A 22,474-nucleotide genomic window follows, 5' to 3' on the forward strand; every position below is an offset into this window, starting at 1 on the left:
CAATTCGATATACGAATAATTATTTTAAAATATTGAAAATTCTATATAAAGTAAGGAGGAATTGAAAAATGGCAGGTTTATTAAAAGGTCAAGTTGCCGTTATAACAGGCGCTGGAAAAGGAATCGGAGCAGCCATTGCCATGCGTATGGCTGATGAAGGAGCTAATATTGTTGTTATAGATATTGATTTTGAAAATGCTAATAAAGTATCAAAAAAAATAGAATCACTAAATGTGCGTTCAAGAGCTATTCAATTAGATATTACTGATACAAAAAAAATATCAAACATAGTTGATTTAATTGTAAGGGAATTTGGTAAAATTGATATTTGGGTTAATAATGCAGGCATTTCTAAAGCTATTCCTATTGAACAGTTAACAGAAAAAGATTGGGATTCTATGCTAAACTTAAATTTAAAAGCTGTATTTTTTTGTAGTCAAGCAGTTTTTACAATAATGAAAAAACAAAGATATGGAAGAATTATTAATATATCTTCAATGGCAGGAGAAAAGGGTGGACAATTTACAGGAGCAAATTATGTGGCATCAAAGGCTGGTGTATTGGGACTTACAAAAGTATTTGCTTTAAATGGAGGAGAATATAATATTACTGCTAATGCAATTACCCCTGGTTTAATAGATACTGATATGGCAGTAGATCTTGGCTTTACTAAAAGTGGTAATACTGTTCCAATGAAAAGGTTAGGATCAGCATATGAGGTCGCAGGCGCAGCAGTATTTTTAGCTTCAGAGCTTTCAGATTATGTTTCGGGACATACTATAGATGTAAATGGTGCATTGTATATTCGCTAATAAATTATGCATAAAATAGCATAACTTAAAAATAATAAAATAAATTAAATGCACCTTAAATGTTAGACAAAAAAGCTAACAGAAGGTGCATTTATACTGGTTTTTATTTATTAATACGCATAAGTTTGTAATCAATCTTATATTTATCAAGTTTTCGATATAGAGTACGTCTACTCATGCCGATACTTTCCGCAGTCTTTTTAATATTTCCGTTATTTGTTTTTAATGCATTGTTTATTAAGTTTATTTCTACTTTGTTTAATGTCTTATTTGGTAAGGAATCCCCAATATAGTTGTTATTTATGTTTATAGTTTTTTTATTAGTTTTAGTATTTGCAATAATATTATCTGGTAAATCGTTGATTGTAATGACATTCGTTTGTGCAACCAGTATTGCTCTTTCAATAGTGTTTTCAAGTTCTCTAACATTTCCTGGCCAGTGATAACTCATAAGTGCATCATACACGTTTTTATCTATTCCAGTGATAATTTTATTGGCTCTAAGCTTGTACTTTTTAACAAAATAATCTGCAAGGAGAATAATATCATTGCCGCGTTCAGCCAATGGTGGGATCTTAATATTAAACACATTCAATCTGTAATATAAATCACGCCTAAAGGTATTGTTCAGTATGGATTGTTCAAGGTCTTTGTTTGTAGCAGCTATTATCCTAACATCAATCTTTATAGGGGTTTTGCCGCCAATTCTGAAAACTTCACGATTTTGAATTACTCTAAGTAGAGCAGCTTGAACGTCATAAGGCATATCGCCTATCTCATCTAAAAATATTGTGCCGCCATTAGCTAGTTCAAATTTGCCGGCACAGCCTTCACGTCTTGCGCCTGTAAAGGCCCCACTTTCATATCCAAAAAGTTCACTTTCTATAAGGCTTTTCGGTATTGCTCCACAATTAATATCTATAAACGGACCGGTGGAATAGGTACTGGAATTGTGAATTGATTGTGCAAACAGTTCTTTACCAGTACCGCTGTCACCTATCAATAAAACATTTGCATTGTTTTCAGATGCGATCTTTCCAAGACGTTTAGAAATAATTATTGGTTGGGAGTTACCTATTATGTCATCGAAGAAAAAGTGTGCATTTGAACCGACCGTTTTAGTGACTAACTTATGTACATTTTTGATTTCTTCAAATGTTAGCAGAAACTCAGAAGAGTTCTTTATATTTGACTTTTGGACAATAATTGAAGTAAGAGAAACTTTTACTTTATGATTTTTCCCAATATTTATTTCTTTACTATATATATTTTTTTTACTTTTTTTGAAATCGATTTCAGAAATAATATTTATTATACTGGAATTTAAGAGATCTTTCTCATTAATTCTGAGTATCTGACAGGCAAGAGAATTTACCTTAATTATTATACCGTTGTTGATGAGAATTGCGCCACTTTTTAGGGATTCAACCATTATATCAAGCTGATTTTTTACTTCTATCAATTTATAGTAGGCATTTTGCAAATCCATTTGCTTTGAAATAGCTGCTGCACCTGAAACAACCATGCCAAGAGTGTGAATGTGCACTTTGTCCCATGTGCCAGTTATACACAGTGATCCTAAAAGTTTTCCATTTTCATTTATTATAGGTGCACCGGAGCATACCCAGTTCGAATGAAGAATATAAAAATGTTCATCGGCCCAAACCTGTATGGGCTCTTTCAAATAAAGGCAGGTTCCTATGCCATTGGTTCCAAGCTTTTTCTCACTTCGATTGCTTCCTTCAATAAGAACATTATCCTCTGCCATTGCTAAAATATTAGGATCACCAATAACTTTGAGAAGATAACCATCTTCATCTGATAAAATAATCAAAAAATTTGATCCTTTAACAAAGTTATAGAGTGTTTTCATAATTGGAATCGCAGTGGTATAGAGTAATTCCCGCTCGGATATCCTTTTTTCCAAGTCCTTATTTGTGAGTACCTTCTTTTCAGTAAAATGTGGATTTACTCCGAGCTTCTTTGAACGAATCCAAGATTCCAGTATCACTTTTCTAACATTTGAATTGTCCTGAATTCCTTGATTTATGAAGTTTTCTCGGGCTTTTCTTATTTTAATGAGCGTACCTCTACTAAAAATAAGATCACATCCTTTTAATTAAAAATATCTTTGGCTACATTATACTATACGTACCATATGATGTAAATTGGTAAATTTCATAAAGATTTGGTATGAAATTTGCTGACATTTAATTATAAAAATAAATGTTGAGGAGGATATTCATGAAAAGTAATGAGAAAAAGATATTAGCAAAAAAATTCTATACTATCATGTATAGAACAAGAAGATTTGAAGAAGAAGTTTTTGAATTTTATAAAAAAGGTTTAATGCCGGGCCTTGCTCATCTGTATTTAGGTGAAGAGGCTGTTGCAGCAGGTACATGTGCAGCACTTGATGAAAATGACTACATAGGTAGTACCCACAGAGGTCATGGGCACCTTGTAGCAAGAGGTGCTGATTTAAAGAAAATGATGGCAGAAATACTTGGAAAAGAAGCAGGCTATTCCAAAGGAAAGGGCGGTTCCATGCATATTATGGCTCTTGACAAAGGTATACTTGGTGCCAATGGCATTGTTGGTGGTGGAATACCAATTGCTACAGGTGCAGCTTATAGTTCGAAGCTGAGAAATTCAGGTCAGGTTGCAGTTACTTTCTTTGGTGATGGTGCTTCAAATGAAGGCACATTCCATGAGAGCATTAATATGGCTGCTGCTTGGGATTTGCCGGTGGTCTATGTAATAGAGAATAATTTGTATGGTATTTCAGTTGATACTAGAAGGGTAACAAAAGAACATCAACTTTCAAAGAGAGCAGTGGGTTATGGAATTGATGGTGTAACTATTGACGGCAATGATGTTTTTACAGTTTATGAATCAGTTAAAAAAGCAGTTGATAAAGCAAGAGCTGGAGAGGGCCCTACTATAGTTGAGTGCCTTACCTACAGATGGCAGGGACATCATGTAGGCGATCCTGGTACTTACAGACCTGAAGAAGAAGTGAAGCATTGGAAAGAAAATGAACCTATAAAAAAGCTTGAAAGTTTCAATCTTTTAACTGAAAAAGAAATTTCTGAAATAAAGGAAAAAGTTGAAGCTGAAATTAAGGAGGCTGTCAAGTTTGCAGAGGAAAGCCCTTATCCAAAAGCAGCAGAAGCATTTGATGATGTTTTTGTTGACTAATTACTTTATTATTGGAGGTTAATAATTATGAGAGAAATAATGTATAGGGATGCTGTTCGTGAAGCATTAGATGAAGAAATGGAAAGAGATAAGAATGTCTTTATAATGGGCGAGGATGTGGGGATCCTCGGAGGCAATTTTAAATGCACAGAGGGATTAAGAGAAAAATATGGTGATTTAAGAGTTAAAGATACACCAATTTCTGAAGCAGGTTTTGTTGGAATGGGCATCGGAGCAGCTATCACAGGCATGAGACCGGTTATAGAGCTTATGTTTGGAGACTTTCTGATGGTTGCTATGGATCAGATTTGCAACCAGGCAGCCAAAATTACTTATATGTCAGGCGGGCAGGTTAAAGTTCCACTTGTAATAAGAATGCCTCTTGGTGGCGGACGTTCATCGGCAGCCCAGCATTCACAAAGCCTTCATGCATGGATGGCACACTGCCCGGGACTAAAAGTTGCTGTTCCTTCTACGGGAGCAGAAGCAAAGGGGCTGCTTAAAACAGCTATAAGAGATAATAATCCAGTTGTTTTCTTTGAACATAAAATGCTCTATACAACAAAATTTGAAGTTCCTGAAGATAATGACTTCACCATTCCATTTGGAAAAGCAAGGGTAGTTACAGAAGGAGATGCTCTTACACTAGCTGCAACTTCAATCATGGTAGTTAAAGCAGAGAAAGCTGTCAAAAAACTTCAAAAAGAAGGAATAAATATTGAACTAATTGATTTGAGAACGGTAGTCCCTATGGATACTGAAACAATTATAAAATCAGTGAAGAAAACAGGCAAACTGCTTATAGTAGATGAAGGACACATAAGTTTTGGCATAAGCGGAGAAATAGCGACCAGAATTATGCCGGATGTATTTTATGATCTAGAAGCGCCAGTTCAAAGATTAGGTACGGCTGATGTTCCGCTTCCATTCAGTCCAGCATTGGAGTTCCCGATAATTCCAGATGAGAAATCAATTGAAGCAAAAATCAGGGAGATGTTATAGAGATAGGTAAGTAAAAAATATATAGGAGCATATGTATGCGGTTCCTGTAAATAGAGGAGGAATATTCATGGCAGAAGTAATCATAATGCCTAAATTAGGTTTTAATATGGATGAAGGTGAGCTTGTTAAATGGAACAAAAATGTTGGTGAAAGTGTAAAAAAGGGAGAAATTCTTTTTGAAATAAATACGGATAAAACAACTATGCCTGTTGAAGCAACTTTGGATGGTGTCTTACTTAAAATATTAGTTGAAGAAGGCGAATTTGTTCCTGTATTTACGCCGATTGCTGTTGTAGGAAATGAGGGAGAAGATGCAGATGCAGTTCTTGCAGCTTATTTGAAAGAAAAAGGAGGAGAAGATGTAAAATCTGCTGACGAAAAAAGTGTTGTAGCTAAAGCTTCAGAGGTGACTGCTTCAGTTGGCTTGAAAGAATTAAAGTTGTCACCAAAGGCTAAAAAGTATGTTGAGGACAAAGATATAGATCCTGACAGTCTTAAAGAAATAAAAGGAACAGGTTTTGAAGGCGGATTGACTGCTAAAGACATTAAAGTATCTCCACTTGCCAGAAAGCTTGCGGATAAGAATAAAGTTAACCTTGCAGCTGTAGAAGGTACAGGTATAAATGGAAAGATCATGAAGGCTGATGTTGAAAAGGATATCAATAATACTTCAGAAGTAAGCACAGAAGCTGGTGGCAAGAAAATTCTCAAAGAAATACCTTATAAGGGAGTTAGAAAAGTTATCGGTGAAAAGTTATCACAAAGCAAGTTCACTTCACCGCATCTGTACTTTACAGATTATGTTGATACGACAAAACTCACTGCTTTAAGAAAAGAGTTGAATGAAGTTTCTGAGGAAAAAATTTCTGTATCTGATTTGCTTGTCCTTGCTGCCAGCAAAGCTTTACAAAAGTACCCTGATATTAATTCTTCATTAGTTGATGGAAAAATTATTTATTACAGAAGTACTAATGTGGGTATAGCTGTTGCTGGTGACAATGGACTTATTGTTCCTTGTGTTAAAAACGTTCAAGAAAAGACATTAACTGTGATTGCTAGGGAAACTAAAGATTTAATTGCACGGGCAAGAGCCGGCAAACTTAGTGTTGATGAGTATACTGGCGGCACATTCTCAATTTCTAATCTAGGTATGTTTGGCATTAATAACTTTACAGCTATTATTAATCCACCAGAAACTGCAATTTTATCAGTGAGCTCCGTTAGGAAAAAAGCAGTGGTAATTACAGAAGATGATGAAGATAAGATAATTATCAGACCTATTATGAACATTCAGCTGTCAATTGATCACAGAATTATTGATGGACTTCTTGCATCGCAATTTGTGGAATATGTGAAAGAATTGCTTGAAAACCCTATTAAAATTTTAATGTAAAGGAGTTCTTGAAAATGGATTATGATGTTACGGTAATTGGCGGCGGCCCTGGTGGATATGTTGCTGCTATAAAAGCAGCACAGGAAGGTAAAAAAGTATGTATTGTTGAAAATCAGCATTTTGGCGGGGTATGTTTAAATGAAGGCTGTATTCCTACAAAAACTCTTATTAAAACTGTAAATGTTTATGAACAAGTTAAGAATGCAGAAGAGTATGCCGTGGATGGTGTGGACAAAGTAAATGTAAAGGTGTCCATGGATAAACTACAAAGAAGAAAGCAGGCTGTTATCAAACAGCTTGTTAACGGTGTCAAAGGGCTTCTTAGAGGAAACAAAGTTACAACAATAGAAGGTACGGCATCATTTGTAGACAAAAACACGGTTAAAATTGATGATAAAACAATTACATCTGAATATTTTATTATTGCAACAGGTTCCAGTACATTTATGCCTCCCTTTATTCCACTGGAAGGTAATACAAATGTTATAACAAGTAAAGAGGCTTTAGATGTAAATTATGTGCCCAAAAGTATTGCAATCATCGGTGGGGGGGTAATTGGTGTCGAGTTTGCATATATTTTTTCAATGCTGGGCAGCAAGGTCTATGTTCTTGAGCTTATGGACAGAATACTTCCCATGGTGGATGCAGAAGTTTCTGACCTTGCAAAAAACAGGCTTACAAAAGCTGGTGTTGTATTCCATACAGGAGCAAAGGTTAAGAAAGTAATAGGTAATAAGGTAGTTTATGAGCTTAGCGGTAAAGATACATCTGTTGAGGCAGATGCAGTCCTTATGGCTGTGGGAAGAGTCCCTAATACAGAAGGGATTAATGCTGAAGGAATTGGCCTTAAATTTAATAGAAAAGCTATTGAAACAGATGAATATATGGCTACAAATATAAATAACATATATGCAATTGGGGATGTTAATGGTAAATCAATGCTTGCACATACAGCATCTCGTGAAGGTATTGTAGCAGTTAAAAATATATGTGGAAAAATAGAAACGATGAATTATGACTATATGCCTTCTTGTATATATCTTGAACCTGAAATAGCTTGCATTGGATTAACAGAAGATCAGGCAAGAGAAAAATATCAGAATGTAAAAGTAGGAAAGTTTCCACTAGCGGCAAATGGAAAGGCTCTTGTTGAGGGAGAGACAGAGGGGATTATAAAGGTAATACTTGAAGGAGAATTTAATCAAATATTAGGAGTGCATATACTTGGTGTGCATGCAACTGATATGATAGCTGAAATATCTGTTGCAATGAATCTTGAATCAACTGCTGAAGAATTAATAAATTCAGTACATCCGCATCCAACTGTATCTGAAATTATACCTGAAGCATTTATGGCAGCATTATATAAAGCTATTCATTTTATGTAAAGACAAGAATTTTGAGAATGCTTTGTATTCCCTATAAAATGGTAATATAGGTGAAAATAATTGAAAAGTAAAATGAGGAGTTGAAATTATGAGACAATTATCAGTGAAACCTGAAATTCATAAATTTGATACTACTAAAGAATTTTGCAAATTTTTTAAAATCGGGAAAGGTGATCTTATATTGACAAATGAATTTTTATATAAACCTTTCTTGAAAAAATATACTGATGGTTCAGATGTTATATTCCAAGAAACATTTGGTATGGGAGAGCCTTCAGATCAAATGATAAATAAAATAATTAAATATATTGGAAATGAGAAATATGACAGGGTAATTGCTTTAGGTGGAGGGACGGTAATAGATATAGCTAAGCTTCTAAGGCTTAAATATACTAAAGATTCACTGGATTTATTTGATGGGAAAGTTCCCTTGATAAAAGACAAACAGTTGATTATTATACCTACAACTTGTGGAACGGGCTCTGAGGTCACCAATGTGTCCGTTGCTGAACTTAAATCAAAACATACTAAAAAGGGAATTGCTTCAGACGAGTTATATGCAGATTATGCAGTACTTATACCTGAGGTTGTAAAAGGCCTTCCATATAAATTTTTTGTAACTAGCTCTGTAGATGCATTAATTCATGCAACTGAATCATATTTATCTCCTAAAGCGACTTCTTATACTGAATTGTTTAGTATGGAGGCTGTAAAATTGATTTTAAATGGTTACATTAAAGTGTTAGAAAAAGGAGAAGATTATAGAACTCAGATAATTGAACAATTTGTTTTTGGAAGTAATTATGCCGGCATAGCATTTGGAAATGCAGGTTGTGGAGCTGTACATGCATTATCCTATCCTATAGGAGGCAATTATCATGTACCCCATGGGGAAGCAAATTATTTGTTTTTTACAGAAATATTTAAAATATATATGAAGAAAAATCCAGATGGTAAGATTAAAAAGCTTAATAGTGTATTGGCTGATATATTAAATTGTAATCAAGAAAAAGTATACGAAGAATTGTCAAAAGTTCTGGATAAATTATTGCCTAGAAAGCCCCTTAGAACGTATGGGATGAAGAAAGAAGAAATTGAAATTTTTACAGATGATGTTATAAAGGGCCAGCAGAGATTATTAGTAAATAATTACGAACCTCTTTCAAGAGAGGAAATAGCGGGCATATATGATAGACTGTATTGATATTTAATTGCCATATTCTCTTTTAATAGTGCAATCAATTAGCAAAATAAATAGACGAAATAAATTACTGTATTTTGCCTGTTGATTGCACATTTATTGATGTTTGAATTGTTATACAGATGGGGAAATAGATTATGAGATATATTGAAACAAATTCAACAAATGCGACTTATAATTTTGCATGTGAAGTTTTTTGCATGAAAAGATTTAAAAATGATAAAACCATGCTTATATGGCAGGCAGACAACTGCGTGATGCTGGGTAGATATCAGACAGCGCAAACTGAAGTAAATTTTGATGCCGTAAAGAAAATTAAAGCAGACGTAATAAGGAGAAATACAGGCGGTGGCACGATCTATACGGATTTGGGAACTTTACTTTATACTTTCATTATGCCAGTCAACAATTTTGAGGATATTGATTTTTCCACCACATGTAGACCGATAGTTTATTCCTTAAATAAAATGGGTATCAAAGCCGAACTTAAAGGAAGAAATGATATTTTGGTTGGTGCAAAAAAAATTTCAGGTAATGCCCAGACTGTTGAAGGCAACGTTCTTTGCAGTCACGGCTCGTTGCTGTATAATTCAAATCTGGATTTAATTCAGGATTTACTGATAGTTGATAAGGCGAAAATCAAATCAAAGGGTATTGCTTCCGTAAGGAGCAGGATGACAAATATTATTGAATATATGCCTGTTAGGTATTCGTTATATGAATTTTGGCAGAGATTGAAAGAATATTTGTCTGAAAAGGAAGTTATGACAGAATATAGACTGTCTGCTGAAGATATTATGGAAATTGAGAGGATTAGAGATGAAAAATTTGCAACATGGGAGTGGAATATGGGAAATGCTCCAAAGTTCAATTACAGTAATGAACTCAGATTCCCCAATGGTAAAGTGTCTGTAAAACTTGACATCAATTCAGGAGTTGTGGAGCGGTGCAAAATTAATGGTGATTTTTTAGGGCTTATGCCAATTGAGGCTCTAGAAAAAATTATTACAGGAACAAAATATAGCTATGAAGATATGAAAATGAAATTGAATAATGTCAATTTTGACATATATTTTAGAGGTATTTCAAAGGATCAATTTTTAAAATGTATTTTCAGCTAATTATAAAGGGAAGTGTTTTTATGATAGATAAAAAACCGGACTGGTTAAAAATTACTTACAGGGACACACCTAACAGAGAGTATGTAGAGAAGATTTTGAAAAGCCTGTCTTTAAACGCTGTATGTACTGAAGCGAACTGCCCTAACTATCTTGAGTGCTTTAATAGAAAAACTGCTACATTTATGATTTTAGGCATAAATTGTACAAGGAATTGCAGGTTCTGTAATGTTACATTCGGCAAACCCGATCCTATTGATGTTAATGAGCCGGAGAATGTAGCTAAGGCCGTAGCACAATTGGGCCTTAAATATGTAGTCATTACTTCTGTTACAAGAGATGATCTCAATGATGGTGGAGCAGAGCATTTTGCGCAGGTTGTTAAGTGGATTAGGAAATTAAGTCCTAGTACAAAAACAGAAGTACTTATTCCCGACTTAAAGGGAGATGTTGATTCGTTAAAAATTATAACACAGGTATCTCCTGTAGTTATAGGTCATAACATTGAAACTGTGCCAAGGTTGTACTCAGAAGTGCGACCTCAGGCAATTTATAAAAGATCTCTTGAAGTGATAAAAAATGTTAAATTCTTAAATCCATCAATATATTCAAAATCAAGCATTATGCTGGGACTTGGTGAGACGAGGGGAGAAGTGATAAGAACTTTTAAAGATTTGAGAGATGCTGGATGTGAAATTTTAACTATAGGACAATATCTTTCTCCTTCCAAATATCACCATGCAGTAGTAGAATATGTAGAACCTAAAACTTTTAGAGAATATAAAGATTTAGCATTAGAGATGGGGTTTACATACGTAGCATCAGCTCCGTATGTAAGAAGTTCATACCATGCTGATGAGGCTATGAATTATAAAATAGGTGAGTTATTTACAAAGAATAATGATGATATATGGGTATAGATTTCGAGAAATTATGGTTCAGCTTTTGAACTATAAATTTTGCGGGAGCTATTCCCTGATTTCTATGCATTATTAAAAAAGAAGGAATAATCCTTGAAAATAACTCCTGAATAGATATTCCTACTTCCTGAGAAGGAAAATTGCAGAATAAATAATTTATTTGCGGCAGCTCCTTTTTCTTTATGCCTGAAAAGTAGTTATAATTTGAAGGACTGGTTACTAAAATTAGTTTGTAGGTTGCAAAATAGTTGCACTGATACTTTTTTTGTTAATGGGATGAATGAATAAACTATGTCTAAAATTTCGTCTTTTAACATCTGAAGTGAATCAAGAGAGTGATCAATAATTACTTTTATGGACATAATATTGGTGATTTTTAGAAAACAGCTAATTTAACAATTCTTTTTGCATTATACAGATGATCTCAAATATATATATAATATTGAAGTGAAATAAAGGAGTGATTCAAATTGGAATCAAATATTATTCTATTGGTAATATTGGCAGCTTCAATATTAGGAAAAGCTAATTCTGTGGCAATTGCAGCCTGCATGCTATTAATTGTTAAACTCTTAAATATAGATAAGTATACTTTCCCGTATATAGAGAATCATGGAATGTTTATAGGACTAGTATTGCTTATAGCTGCTATTTTAATTCCAATTGCAAATGGAAAGGTTACATCTACAAATATAAAAAATGTATTTACTTCTTGGGTTGGTATGGCAGCATTATTAGTTTCCCTATTTACTACCTATTTAAGTGGACTTGGACTACAGTATCTTACTGTTCAAGGTCATGGTGATGTAATGCCAGCCCTAATATTAGGTGCAGTAATAGCTGCTGCTTTTCTGGGTGGAGTACCAGTAGGACCCCTGATTACTTCTGGCATACTTGCATTGGGACTCAAGTTATTTCATAGATAATATGAACTCATGGAAGTTATAAAAAACAGCAATATTAATTATAACAAATTATCATACCAAATAAAAAGAAAAATATTAACTTTTTCAAATAAAATCTGTAAAAATCTATCAAAACCGTCTTATAAATTTATTACACAGATGATTTATGGAATTCTAGAAAATCAAACTATACTCCTGAGTGATATATCAAGGGCGCTTAAAGAAAATATCTCTTTAAAAAAGACCATTGAAAGGCTTTCCAATAATCTTAAGACTTTTGATAAACACAATGCGATAATAGATAACTACATTTCCGAGATAAAACCATACATTGGTGATGATACTGTATTTTGTGTTGATGGTTCTGAAATTACTAAAAGAAACAGTAAAGTTCTAGAAGCCATGGGTAAAGTTCGTGATGGAAGTACTGGTGAAACTAATATTAACGGGTATAATTGCTTTGAAATAGCTGCATTGACAAGTAAATACAATATGCCTGTCTCGGTATACTCAAAAATATATTCAAATGCAGAAACTGATTTTGTAAGTGAAAACGAAGAAGTTTTAGAGGGCTTAAATTTTATAAGGGAACATTTGGGCAGTAAAGGTATCAGGGCTCTCGACAGGGGTTTTGACGGTAAAAAATTCTATAGATATTTCATAAATAGTGACGAGGCTTTTGTTATAAGGGCTAAATGCAACAGAAATGTCATCCATAACGGTAAATCTATTAATATATTAAAACTTGCTAATAAATATCATGGAAGATTTTCAACTATAGTAAGAAACAAAGCCGGCAAAGTAAAGAAATGTAAGTTTAGTTTTATATCTATTGCCCTGCCGGACATTCCTGATAAACCACTTACTCTTGTAGTAATAAGAGGTTTCGGAAAAGTTCCCGTGATGCTTATCAGCAGTATTAAACCCGATGATAAGAGATTAACACTCACGATAATTCAAGTTTATCTCAAAAGATGGAGGATAGAAGAGTACTTCAGATTTAAGAAACAGCAGTTTGATTTTGAAAATATAAGGGTAAGAAGTTTGAATTCCATAAGAACTATGAATTTATTATTATCCTTAATTGTAGGTTTCATTGCCATGCTTTCAGAAAAAAAGGGAGAAAGTATACTAAGTATATTAATACAAAAGCTTTCCAATCGAATTTATAAAATACCAGACTTTGATTATTATGCAGTAGCCGATGGTATTTATTCAATATTAAAAAAGACACTTACTGGAATTAAGAGTTTTATGAAACCAGTTTTAAAAACCAAGGCCCCACAACAACTATTTATAGCTGAAGCATTAGAATTATAGGTCCAGGTATATTTGAAATAATTTATTTTGGGGAAACTCTAATCAAAAATGTATTGACAGTATTTAATATTATTGGTATACTATATACTATAATTTTAAATGGTAGATGAACTTATTAAGAGAGATGGAGGGAAAGGCCCTATGAAGTCCGGCAACCAGTATTGATCAATACATTGGTGCTAATTCCTGCAGCAGGTAGCTGAAAAATGAGGGAATTCATTGAGAAAAACTCAGGAACTTTCCCTGAGTTTTATTTTATGAATTAAACACAAATAATTTTTAAAAGTTGACCAGAAAAACTGGAGACTAAATTTTGTTTTATAGAATTTAGTCTCTTTTTTTGTCCTATATGTATTTGGCTGTTGAATTCTGAAAGAAAGGGGGAGAGTCAATTATATGATAAGTGTGAGGAATTTAAGCAAGACATTTAGTACTCCAAAGGGAGATATTCAGGTGCTAACAGATATAAATCTGGAAGTTGAAAGGGGAGATATTTTTGGAATAATAGGGTTTAGTGGGGCCGGCAAATCTACCATGATACGCTGTCTCAACAGACTTGAAGAACCTACTTCGGGGACTGTTATAATTGGAGGCAAAAATATAACTGCCATGAATAAGGATGAGCTCAGAGAAGCCAGGAAAAAAATAGGAATAATATTTCAGGACTTCAATTTGTTTGACTCAATGACTGTATATAAAAATGTGGCCTTTCCACTTACAATATCAGGTTATCCTGAGGAAAAAGTGAAGGAAAGGGTGCATGAAATACTGAATCTAGTGGATTTAAGTGACAAAGTTGATTATTATCCTGCTCAGTTGAGCGGTGGTCAAAAACAGAGGGTTGGCATAGCCCGGGCACTTGCCAATGAACCAGATGTACTTTTAAGTGACGAGGCCACTTCTGCCCTTGATCCACAGACTACTTATTCTATATTAGAACTTTTAAGAGATATAAATAGAAAACTCAATTTAACCATTCTGCTTATAACACACGAGTTGGATGTTGTTAAATATATATGCAATAATATGGCAGTGATTGAAGAAGGAAGAATTGTAGAAGTAGGAAGTACAAATTCAGTATTTTTAAATCCTAAAAGTGATACTGCTAAAAAGTTTGTACAGATAATGAGAAATTTCAATATAAATTCTGGTTGTCCTGGAGGTGAGGTAATATGACTGATGATTTTAAAATGCTGATTTTAAAAGGACTGTCAGAAACTATAGAAATGGTGATTATAACAGGCTGTATAGCACTTCTCATAGGTATGCCTCTTGGAATTATATTGGTGGTTACTAAAAAAGGACATATTTTGGAACATGAAAAATTGAATAGGGTGCTGGCCACTATAGTAAATGCCATAAGATCCCTTCCATCTATAATACTGATTGTAGTTTTATTGCCGCTGGCCAGATTGATTGTTGGGACCACACTGGGAATGAAAGCAGCGATTGTCCCAATATCCATAGGAATAGCACCTTTTTTGGCCAGAATTATTGAGACATCCATAGAAGAAGTGGAATGGGGAAAGATTGAAGCGGCTCTTGCTGTGGGAGCAAAACCTTTTCAGATCATATTGAAAGTTCTAATACCAGAGGCACTGCCTTCCCTCATAAGAGGAATTACAATTTCCATGATATCCATTATTGAATTTACTGCTGTAGCTGGAGCTATAGGAGCAGGAGGGCTTGGAAGTCTGGCAATACGTTTTGGATATGAAAGATTTCGTAAAGATATTATGGTAGCTACTGTTGTACTGCTTATATGTCTTGTGCAGTTCATACAGTTTTCAGGAGACCATATTTCTAGATATGTAAATAAAAAAAGGTATAAATTTGATTGATTTTTTTAAGGGAGATGAATTAATATGAAAAAGAAAAGTGTAATATCATTAGTACTGGCAATAGCCGTAGGAGTGCTTTCAGGCTGCGGTAATGGAGGCAGTTCAAATAGTACAAGCAACGGGAGCAGTAAGGACAAAAGCGTTACAGTGAAGATAGGTGCGGCAGCAGTGCCCCATGCAGAAATATTGAATCATATAAAGCCGACACTTGCAAAAGAGGGAATTGATTTACAGGTAGTGGTACTGGATGATGAGGATCAGTTGAATCCAGCTCTGCAGGAAAAGCAGATAGATGCAAATTATTTTCAGCATTTGCCTTATCTAGAGTCTGTAGCCAAGGAAAAAGGGTATGATTTTGCTGTAGCTGGAAAAGTTCATGTGGAACCAATAGGTTTTTACTCTGATAAAATTAAATCCAAAAGTGAACTTAAAAATGGTGCTAAAATTGCCATACCTAATAATCCATCCAATGAGTACAGGGCGCTGGAACTTCTTCAGGAGCAGGGTCTGATTAAATTAAAATCAGGAATAGCTAACTATAGTGCTACGCCTTCAGATATTGTTGAAAATTCAAAGAACCTGCAGTTTGTTGAAGTGGATGCAGCTCAGCTTCCTAGAGTACTACCTGATGTAGATGGTTCTGTAATAAATACAAATTTAGTACTTGAAGCAAAATTGGATCCCAATAAAGCATTATTTAGAGAAGATAGTAAATCGCCTTATGCAAATTTAATCGTTGTGAGAAAGGGTGATGAAAATAAAAAGGAAATAAAAGCCATAGTAAAAGCACTTAATTCAGATGATGTAAGGAATTTTATAAAGGAAAAATATGGAGTTGCAGTAGTACCGGCTTTTTAAGATGGAGGTATAAGTATTGAGTATTAATATAAAATCTCCAGAAGTGGAGATAAGAGAATCCAGATTGGGTTCAATTACAGGATTTGCTGGAAATGCTAAAGAATTGTGCAGGGCTTCTAAAGGTGGCAAATTATGTGACAGAAGAAGAAGTTTTAGCCAGTGCCTTGGGTGCAGCTCAGGAAATGCGCTGTGCCAGCTGGCTATGATACAGGATGCAGTGGTGATAAACCACGCGCCCATAGGATGTTCTGCTGATTTTCAGGATTATAATTTTACAAACAGGGTAGGACAGGTAAAGAGAAATATGCATTTGAGAAATGCCAGATTGTTAAATACCAATTTACAGGAAAAAGATATGATTTATGGTGGTATTTTTAAATTGGAGGAAGCTATACGGGAAGCTTATAAAAGATTTAATCCCAGGGCAATTTTTGTAACTGCATCCTGTGCTTCCGGAATTATTGGAGACGATGTAGAAGGGGTAACTGATAAATTACAGGGAGAATTGAAAATACCCGTGGTATATATATCCTGTGAAGGATTTAGATCGAAGATTTGGACAACAGGTTTTGATGCTGCATATCATGGTATTTTGAGGAAAATTGTCAAACCACCTGTTAAAAAAAGAAATGATGTTATAAATGTAATTAATTTTTGGGGGAGCGATATATTCACCGATTTATTTGGCCGCATAGGATTGAAACCAAATTATATTGTCCCTTTTTCAACTATAGATAAACTGGAAAGCATATCTGAAGCTGCAGCTACTGTTCAAATATGTCCCACACTTGGGACATATTTGGCTGCCGGCCTGGAGCAGGAATACGGTGTAACAGAGATCAAATCGCCGCCTCCTTATGGGATAGATGGCACGGATATATGGTTTAGAGAGCTTGGAAAAGCTACTGGCAGGGAAAGAAAAGTGGAGGAACTTATAAAGTCCGAGAAAGATAAAATTGCTCCAGACCTTGAAAGACTTAGAAATGAATTGGAGGGCAAAAGAGTATATGTAACTGCAGGAGCAGCTCATGGACACAGTCTAATAGCTCTTTTGAAGGAGCTTCACATGGATGTAGTGGGAGCAGCTGTATTTCACCATGATCCCTGTTATGACGATAGGAGTTCCAAAAGTGATAGTTTAGGTCATGTAGTGAAAAGTTATGGAGATATTGCAAATTTTGATATCTGCAACAAACAGCCTTTTGAACTGGTGAATGTACTTAACAGGTTAAAACCAGATCTTCTGGTAGCAAGACACGGTGGAATGTCTTCATGGGGGCCAAAGCTTGGCATACCTACGTTTTTAATGGGTGATGAGCAGTTTGGACTGGGATATGAAGGGCTTATAAACTATGGCAATAAGATAATTGATGTACTTGCCACTAAAGAGTTTGTAAGCAGTATTGCCAGTCATTGTGAACTTCCATATACTGATTGGTGGATGAATCAGGATCCTTATAGTTTTCTGGGAGGTGGTAATAATGGCAAAAACGGTTAATATAGTGGAACAGCCAAGACATTACTGTGCACTTGGAGCAGAGCAGTCCGTACTGGCTATCAAGAAAGCTATTCCTATAATACACTCTGGTCCAGGCTGTGGAATTAAACTTCACGATGGGCTGAGCGTTGCATCTGGGTATCAGGGCATAGGCTATTCCGGAGGAAGCTGCGTTCCCTGTACCAATACCACAGAAAGAGAAGTTGTGTTTGGAGGAGAAAATAGGTTGAGGCAAGTAATAGATGGGTCTTTAAAAGTTTTAAAGGGCGATCTATTTGTGGTTTTAACAGGATGTACTTCCGACATAATAGGAGATGATATAGGTCAGGTGGTAAGCGAATATAAAGATAATGGAATTCCAATAGTTTATGCTGAAACGGGTGGATTTAAGGGAAGTAATTTTAAAGGACATGAAATAGTTATTAAGGCTATTATTGATCAATTTGTAGGTGAAAAAAAACCGCAGGTAAAAAAGGGACTTGTAAATGTTTGGTCTGTGCTGCCTTATCAGGACTCATTTTGGACAGGTAATTTAATGGAGATAAAAAAATTACTTCAGGGAATAGGTCTTGAAGTGAATATACTTTTTGGCACAGAGTCAAATGGAGTGGATGAATGGAAGACAATTCCCGATGCTCAATTTAATCTGGTTCTTTCACCCTGGGTGGGACTGGATATTGCAAAACACCTGAAGGAAAAATATGGCACTCCCTATCTGCATTATCCTGTGCTTCCAATAGGAGCAAGAGAAACCAGCAATTTTTTGAGAACTGTTGCAGAGTTTGCACAGCTGGATAAAAAGAAGGTTGAGGACTTTATAAGTGGAGAGGAAAAGAGATTTTATTATTATATTGAAAGATCACTGGACTTTTTTATAGAATTTAGATATGATATGGCAGATAGGTTTTTTAATATAACGGATTCTTTTTATGCACTGGGAATAAGCAAATTTCTGGTGAATGAGCTTGGAATTGTTCCGGGAGAGCAGTATATTACAGATGATACTCCGGAAGAATATAGAGGTGAAATAGAAAATGAATTTGGGCACTTGTCTGAATCTGTTTCATCCAGGGTTGTATTTGAAATAGACGGAGGCAAAATACATGAGAGATTGAGAAAATACCCCCATGGCAATTATAAGCCTCTGATTTTGGGAAGTTCCTGGGACAAAGACATAGCTTCAGAGTTAAATGGATTCTGGATAAATATATCTCTTCCGGTTATGCATAGGTTGGTATTAAACAGAGGCTATATTGGATACGATGGAGGATTGACCCTGGCGGAGGATATATACAGCAACATACTCGCAACTTATAAGTAATAGAAGGAAGTCTATTATGATGAAAGAAAAAGTAAAAATATTGGGTATAAAAGAAAAAAGCTTGAAACTGATAAGAGAATTGGATGGTGAAGATGGATTTTATCCCTTCAACTCTGAAGGGGATCTGGATAAAGAGGAAAAGATCATTCCTACATCCAGTTCTCATAATTGTGGCGGAAGGTGTATTATAAAAGTCCATGTGAAAAAAAATAGAATTGTCAGAATATCCACCGAAGACGACATTCCGGATACTGAAAAGATTCCACAGCTCAGAGGGTGTTTGAGATGCCGAGCTTATCGCAATCACATGTACAATTGTGATAGATTGAAATATCCTATGAAACGCAGGGGCAAACGCGGAGAAGGCAGGTTTGAACCCATAAGCTGGGATGAAGCATTGGATAATATTGCAGATAATTTGAAAAGAATTATGCATAAGTATGGACCTGACTCAATATATGTCCAATATGCCACCGGAAATGAAGGCAGGCTTTCGGAGAATGTGTGGATAAAGCGGCTTCTTGGAATGTATGGAGGGTATCTGTCCTATTATGGAACCTATAGTACGGCTTGTACTCAGGCAGCTACTCCCTATACTTTTGGCACAATATATACGGGAAACAGCAGGGAAGACTGGGTGAATTCGAAGCTTATAATTCTCCTTGGATTTAATCCGGCAGATACCATACATGGTACAAATACCGCCTATTATCTTAAGATGGCAAAAAATGCAGGAGCCAGAATAATAAGTATTGACCCGATTTATTCAAATACAGCAGTTGCCCTTGCAGATGAATGGATTCCAATTAGACCCACTACGGATAATGCACTGCTTGATGCAATGGCTTATATTATGATTACTGAAAATTTGCAAGATCAGCATTTTCTGGATAAGTACTGTATTGGATTTGATGAAAATCATATGCCGCCGGGCATTCCCTATGGAAATTCCTATAAAAGCTATGTCCTTGGGAAAGGCAGTGATAGGATACCTAAAACTCCTATTTGGGCAGAGGCTATTACAGGGATACCAAGAGAAACTATAGTCAGACTGGCAAAAGAGTATGCCTTGGATAAACCCGGAGCACTGATACAGGGATTTGGTCCACAAAGACATGCTTATGGAGAACAGGTGGTTAGAGGGGGAACTGTTTTAGCTGCCATGACAGGCAATATAGGTATTAGTGGAGGCTGGGCGTCTGGAACGGGATATCCGGTGAGAGAAGCATATGTGGCGTCAATTCCTCACTACAATCCCAATAAAAGCAAAATTTCCATGTTCAGCTGGCCTGATGCCATAGTGAGAGGGAAGGGAATGGGAGCTGATTTAAGCGTCAAGGGGACAGAGAAATTGTCCTCAAGTATAAAATTCATATTCAATTTAGGCGGAAACTGTCTAGTAAATCAACATACGGATTCAAATGCTGCCGCAGAGCTTCTGAAAAACCAGGAGCTGGTAAAATTTATTGTGACAAGTGATCATTTTCTCACTGCAAGTGCCAGGTTTTCAGATATAATACTGCCTTCAGATGATATGCTGGAAAGGGAAGACATAGTCACACCCTGGGGATTTGGTGATTATGTACTGTTTATGAACAAGGCCGTGGATACTGTTTTTCAATGCAGAAATGGATATGACTGGATAAGTGATTTATCTAAAAGGCTTGGACTTTTAGATAAATTTACGGAAGGAAAGTCATTGGATGAATGGATAGAATATATGGTTGAAAAAACAGCCGAGAAAAACCCTGGCTTTCCCAGTTGTGAAGAATTCAAGAAAAAAGGGGTATACCGGTGGATTTATGAAAAGCCCAGCATTGCTTTTAAAAAGCAAATCCAAGAGTCTGAAGCTAACCCCTTTCCAACGCCCTCCGGCAAAATAGAAATATTTTCACCTGGATTGTGGGAAATGGACAATCACAGGGAAATTCCGGCAGTTCCCAAGTATATTTCTGCCTGGGAGGGACCGGAGGATTCTCTCGCAGGAAAATATCCTATACAGTGTATAGGCCATCATTCTAAGAGAAGGGTTCATTCTACCTTTGACAATGACAGCTGGATGGAGGAGGTGGATCCACAAAAGATTTTTGTAAATTGTGAAGATGCCAAATCAAGGGGCATTGAGGATGGGGATATGGTCAAGGTATATAATGACAGAGGTGCCATGATTTTACCTGTGAAAATTACCAGCAGAATTATGCCGGGAGTTGCTTCCATACCCCAGGGAGGCTGGTGGACTCCGGATGAAAAGGGAATTGACAGGAGAGGGTGTATAAATGTTTTAACCAGGTATAAGCCAACGCCTCTGGCTTTCGGGAATCCATCCCATACAAGCCTGGTTGAGATAGAAAAAGTGGATTGAGGGAAGGAGCTTTAACAAGATGTGCACACAGCTGGCATTTTATTTTGAGCAAAAAAACTGTACAGGATGTAATACCTGCAAAATAGCCTGCAAAGATAAAAATAACCTGGAAGCAGGCCAGAATTTCAGAAATGTGTATGAGGTGTCCGGTGGCAGTTACATAAAAAGGGGAAAAGCAGTTATACCAAAGGTATACGCTTTCTGGATTTCAATAAGCTGCAATCACTGTGTTGATCCCGCCTGTGTAAAGGCATGCCCTGTGAAAGCGATTAAAAAGAGAAAAAAAGATGGAATTGTATATATTTGTGAAGATCTGTGCACAGGGTGCCGCAGTTGTATTAAGGCATGTCCATATAAAGCACCTCAATATGACCCCGGCACTAAAAAAGTTAAAAAATGTGATTTCTGCATGGATTTGATAGACAAAGGTAAACCCCCTGTCTGTGTAGCTGCCTGCCCCATGCGGGTTTTGAATTATGGAGATCTGAATTTTCTTAAAGCAAGATATGGGAATATATGTAAAGTACGGGGAATGCCTGAAGGAAATGCTACAAAGCCCGCTTTGGTAATCACTCCCCATAGAGATGCTTTAAAAAAATAAGGAGAATTTTTTATAATGGACAGTATAAAATTGTGGTTTATGGAAAGAGAAGCTGTATATTCTACGCTGGCTCTTTTTTATAGAGATAATTTGAGCAGAGGTTTGAAAATTTTAAAAGAAACTGATTTACTGGAAAAGCTTTCCGAATATGAAGATGATATTGACTTATCTGGTAAAGCCAAGGTAATATCAGGCGAGATGGGTGGTAATAAATTTAATCCTGGATATGAAAAAGAGTTATGGGAAGATTACCAGAGATTGTTTGTTGGGCCGGGACGTATTTTGGCACCTCCCTGGGAATCCGTATATGAGAGCAGGGATAGGCTTATTTTTGGAAAATCGGAGCTTTCCGTAAGGGAGTTCTATCATCAATTTGGTTTAGAGGTAAATCCCAGGGAGGCGGCAGATCATCTTGCCTTTGAACTGTCTTTTATGGCAAGGCTCTGCAGTATTGAAACATGCAGCGATTTTCAGAAAGTATTGGAAGTTTTGACAGTAATGGAAAATTTCCTAAAAGAACATTTGTGCAAATGGGTTCCGGCCTGGAGAAATTGCGTCAATTCCAATGCTAAAATTGGATTCTGGATTGAACTTTCAAATATCACAGAAGCCTGGGTAATGAAAGATTTGAAAGAAATAGAAAAAATTATTAAAAATAAGTAAAAGTAGGATATGTTTTTATTGAAAATATATCTTTTAGGATGTATTATTAATGTATAATGAAAATTTATAT

The 22,474-nt window shown here is 35.6% G+C and carries 19 protein-coding genes and 1 riboswitch; of the genes, 18 read left to right on the forward strand and 1 reads right to left on the reverse strand.

The window, feature by feature from the left end:
* Positions 1-68 precede the first annotated feature (68 nt).
* Complete coding sequence (locus tag J5G60_RS00465; protein ID WP_150355622.1) at positions 69-812, forward strand: SDR family NAD(P)-dependent oxidoreductase; 744 nt, start codon at positions 69-71, stop codon at positions 810-812.
* 103 nt (positions 813-915) lie between these two features.
* On the opposite strand, the gene J5G60_RS00470 is transcribed toward J5G60_RS00465, so the two are convergent.
* Positions 916-2,685: a sigma-54-dependent Fis family transcriptional regulator gene (locus tag J5G60_RS00470; protein ID WP_268905659.1), complete on the reverse strand. Its 1,770-nt coding sequence runs from the start codon at positions 2,683-2,685 to the stop codon at positions 916-918.
* 371 nt (positions 2,686-3,056) lie between these two features.
* Here J5G60_RS00470 and J5G60_RS00475 point away from each other — a divergent pair, with 371 nt between their 5' ends.
* The 17 genes from J5G60_RS00475 (at position 3,057) to J5G60_RS00555 (ending at position 22,404) form a co-directional block, all read left to right on the forward strand.
* Positions 3,057-4,013, forward strand: a complete 957-nt coding sequence (locus tag J5G60_RS00475; protein ID WP_150355624.1) for a thiamine pyrophosphate-dependent dehydrogenase E1 component subunit alpha — start codon at positions 3,057-3,059, stop codon at positions 4,011-4,013.
* 27 nt (positions 4,014-4,040) lie between these two features.
* The gene (locus J5G60_RS00480; RefSeq protein WP_150355625.1) at positions 4,041-5,015 is read left to right on the forward strand and encodes an alpha-ketoacid dehydrogenase subunit beta; all 975 of its coding nucleotides are present in this window, start codon (positions 4,041-4,043) and stop codon (positions 5,013-5,015) included.
* 67 nt (positions 5,016-5,082) lie between these two features.
* Positions 5,083-6,408: a dihydrolipoamide acetyltransferase family protein gene (locus J5G60_RS00485; protein WP_150355626.1), complete on the forward strand. Its 1,326-nt coding sequence runs from the start codon at positions 5,083-5,085 to the stop codon at positions 6,406-6,408.
* Between the two features lie 14 nt (positions 6,409-6,422).
* On the forward strand, positions 6,423-7,796 hold the full coding sequence (lpdA, locus tag J5G60_RS00490; protein ID WP_150355627.1) for a dihydrolipoyl dehydrogenase: 1,374 nt from the start codon (positions 6,423-6,425) through the stop codon (positions 7,794-7,796).
* Between the two features lie 88 nt (positions 7,797-7,884).
* Positions 7,885-9,000, forward strand: a complete 1,116-nt coding sequence (locus J5G60_RS00495) for a 4-hydroxybutyrate dehydrogenase (protein WP_150355628.1) — start codon at positions 7,885-7,887, stop codon at positions 8,998-9,000.
* A 134-nt stretch (positions 9,001-9,134) separates the two neighbouring features.
* On the forward strand, positions 9,135-10,118 hold the full coding sequence (locus J5G60_RS00500) for a lipoate--protein ligase (RefSeq protein ID WP_150355629.1): 984 nt from the start codon (positions 9,135-9,137) through the stop codon (positions 10,116-10,118).
* A 20-nt stretch (positions 10,119-10,138) separates the two neighbouring features.
* Positions 10,139-11,035 (forward strand): lipoyl synthase, encoded by an 897-nt coding sequence (gene lipA / locus J5G60_RS00505; protein ID WP_150355630.1) that lies wholly within the window; start codon positions 10,139-10,141, stop codon positions 11,033-11,035.
* Between the two features lie 470 nt (positions 11,036-11,505).
* Positions 11,506-11,961 (forward strand): DUF441 domain-containing protein, encoded by a 456-nt coding sequence (locus J5G60_RS00510; RefSeq protein WP_150355631.1) that lies wholly within the window; start codon positions 11,506-11,508, stop codon positions 11,959-11,961.
* Between the two features lie 9 nt (positions 11,962-11,970).
* Entirely contained in the window at positions 11,971-13,260 is a 1,290-nt protein-coding gene (locus J5G60_RS00515) for a transposase (RefSeq protein WP_150355632.1), read from the forward strand.
* A gap of 109 nt (positions 13,261-13,369) precedes the next feature.
* A riboswitch (SAM riboswitch) is annotated at positions 13,370-13,473 on the forward strand.
* Positions 13,474-13,656: 183 nt separating this feature from the next.
* The gene (locus tag J5G60_RS00520) at positions 13,657-14,436 is read left to right on the forward strand and encodes a methionine ABC transporter ATP-binding protein (protein ID WP_150355633.1); all 780 of its coding nucleotides are present in this window, start codon (positions 13,657-13,659) and stop codon (positions 14,434-14,436) included.
* A complete protein-coding gene (locus J5G60_RS00525; RefSeq protein WP_150355634.1) occupies positions 14,433-15,101 on the forward strand; it encodes a methionine ABC transporter permease in 669 nt (222 codons plus the stop codon). The genes J5G60_RS00520 and J5G60_RS00525 overlap by 4 nt, the downstream gene beginning before the upstream one ends.
* Before the next feature lie 24 nt (positions 15,102-15,125).
* Complete coding sequence (locus tag J5G60_RS00530) at positions 15,126-15,959, forward strand: MetQ/NlpA family ABC transporter substrate-binding protein (protein ID WP_150355635.1); 834 nt, start codon at positions 15,126-15,128, stop codon at positions 15,957-15,959.
* 16 nt (positions 15,960-15,975) lie between these two features.
* Entirely contained in the window at positions 15,976-17,457 is a 1,482-nt protein-coding gene (locus J5G60_RS00535) for a nitrogenase component 1 (RefSeq protein WP_150355636.1), read from the forward strand.
* Complete coding sequence (locus J5G60_RS00540; protein ID WP_150355637.1) at positions 17,441-18,778, forward strand: nitrogenase component 1; 1,338 nt, start codon at positions 17,441-17,443, stop codon at positions 18,776-18,778. The genes J5G60_RS00535 and J5G60_RS00540 overlap by 17 nt, the downstream gene beginning before the upstream one ends.
* 16 nt (positions 18,779-18,794) lie before the next feature.
* Positions 18,795-21,140 carry a DMSO/selenate family reductase complex A subunit gene (locus tag J5G60_RS00545; protein ID WP_150355638.1) on the forward strand — a complete coding sequence of 782 codons (2,346 nt, stop codon included), beginning with the start codon at positions 18,795-18,797 and terminating at the stop codon, positions 21,138-21,140.
* Between the two features lie 19 nt (positions 21,141-21,159).
* On the forward strand, positions 21,160-21,741 hold the full coding sequence (locus tag J5G60_RS00550; RefSeq protein ID WP_150355639.1) for a DMSO/selenate family reductase complex B subunit: 582 nt from the start codon (positions 21,160-21,162) through the stop codon (positions 21,739-21,741).
* Between the two features lie 15 nt (positions 21,742-21,756).
* Positions 21,757-22,404, forward strand: coding sequence for a TorD/DmsD family molecular chaperone (locus J5G60_RS00555; protein ID WP_150355640.1), 648 nt, complete (start codon positions 21,757-21,759; stop codon positions 22,402-22,404).
* Positions 22,405-22,474: the final 70 nt, after the last annotated feature.

It is taken from the genome of Clostridium sp. HV4-5-A1G, assembly GCF_900184915.1.
Classification (GTDB): domain Bacteria; phylum Bacillota; class Clostridia; order Clostridiales; family Clostridiaceae; genus Clostridium_B; species Clostridium_B aromativorans.

Coding starts and splice junctions, on each gene's coding strand:
- J5G60_RS00480 (WP_150355625.1), top strand. CDS start 4,041: ATGAGAGAAATAATGTATAGGGATGCTGTTCGTGAAGCATTAGATGAA.
- lipA (WP_150355630.1), top strand. CDS start 10,139: ATGATAGATAAAAAACCGGACTGGTTAAAAATTACTTACAGGGACACA.
- J5G60_RS00545 (WP_150355638.1), top strand. CDS start 18,795: ATGATGAAAGAAAAAGTAAAAATATTGGGTATAAAAGAAAAAAGCTTG.
- J5G60_RS00540 (WP_150355637.1), top strand. CDS start 17,441: ATGGCAAAAACGGTTAATATAGTGGAACAGCCAAGACATTACTGTGCA.
- J5G60_RS00475 (WP_150355624.1), top strand. CDS start 3,057: ATGAAAAGTAATGAGAAAAAGATATTAGCAAAAAAATTCTATACTATC.
- J5G60_RS00530 (WP_150355635.1), top strand. CDS start 15,126: ATGAAAAAGAAAAGTGTAATATCATTAGTACTGGCAATAGCCGTAGGA.
- J5G60_RS00520 (WP_150355633.1), top strand. CDS start 13,657: ATGATAAGTGTGAGGAATTTAAGCAAGACATTTAGTACTCCAAAGGGA.
- J5G60_RS00470 (WP_268905659.1), bottom strand. CDS start 2,685: ATGAAAACACTCTATAACTTTGTTAAAGGATCAAATTTTTTGATTATT.
- J5G60_RS00495 (WP_150355628.1), top strand. CDS start 7,885: ATGAGACAATTATCAGTGAAACCTGAAATTCATAAATTTGATACTACT.
- J5G60_RS00500 (WP_150355629.1), top strand. CDS start 9,135: ATGAGATATATTGAAACAAATTCAACAAATGCGACTTATAATTTTGCA.
- J5G60_RS00525 (WP_150355634.1), top strand. CDS start 14,433: ATGACTGATGATTTTAAAATGCTGATTTTAAAAGGACTGTCAGAAACT.
- J5G60_RS00485 (WP_150355626.1), top strand. CDS start 5,083: ATGGCAGAAGTAATCATAATGCCTAAATTAGGTTTTAATATGGATGAA.
- J5G60_RS00550 (WP_150355639.1), top strand. CDS start 21,160: ATGTGCACACAGCTGGCATTTTATTTTGAGCAAAAAAACTGTACAGGA.
- J5G60_RS00515 (WP_150355632.1), top strand. CDS start 11,971: ATGGAAGTTATAAAAAACAGCAATATTAATTATAACAAATTATCATAC.
- J5G60_RS00555 (WP_150355640.1), top strand. CDS start 21,757: ATGGACAGTATAAAATTGTGGTTTATGGAAAGAGAAGCTGTATATTCT.
- lpdA (WP_150355627.1), top strand. CDS start 6,423: ATGGATTATGATGTTACGGTAATTGGCGGCGGCCCTGGTGGATATGTT.
- J5G60_RS00465 (WP_150355622.1), top strand. CDS start 69: ATGGCAGGTTTATTAAAAGGTCAAGTTGCCGTTATAACAGGCGCTGGA.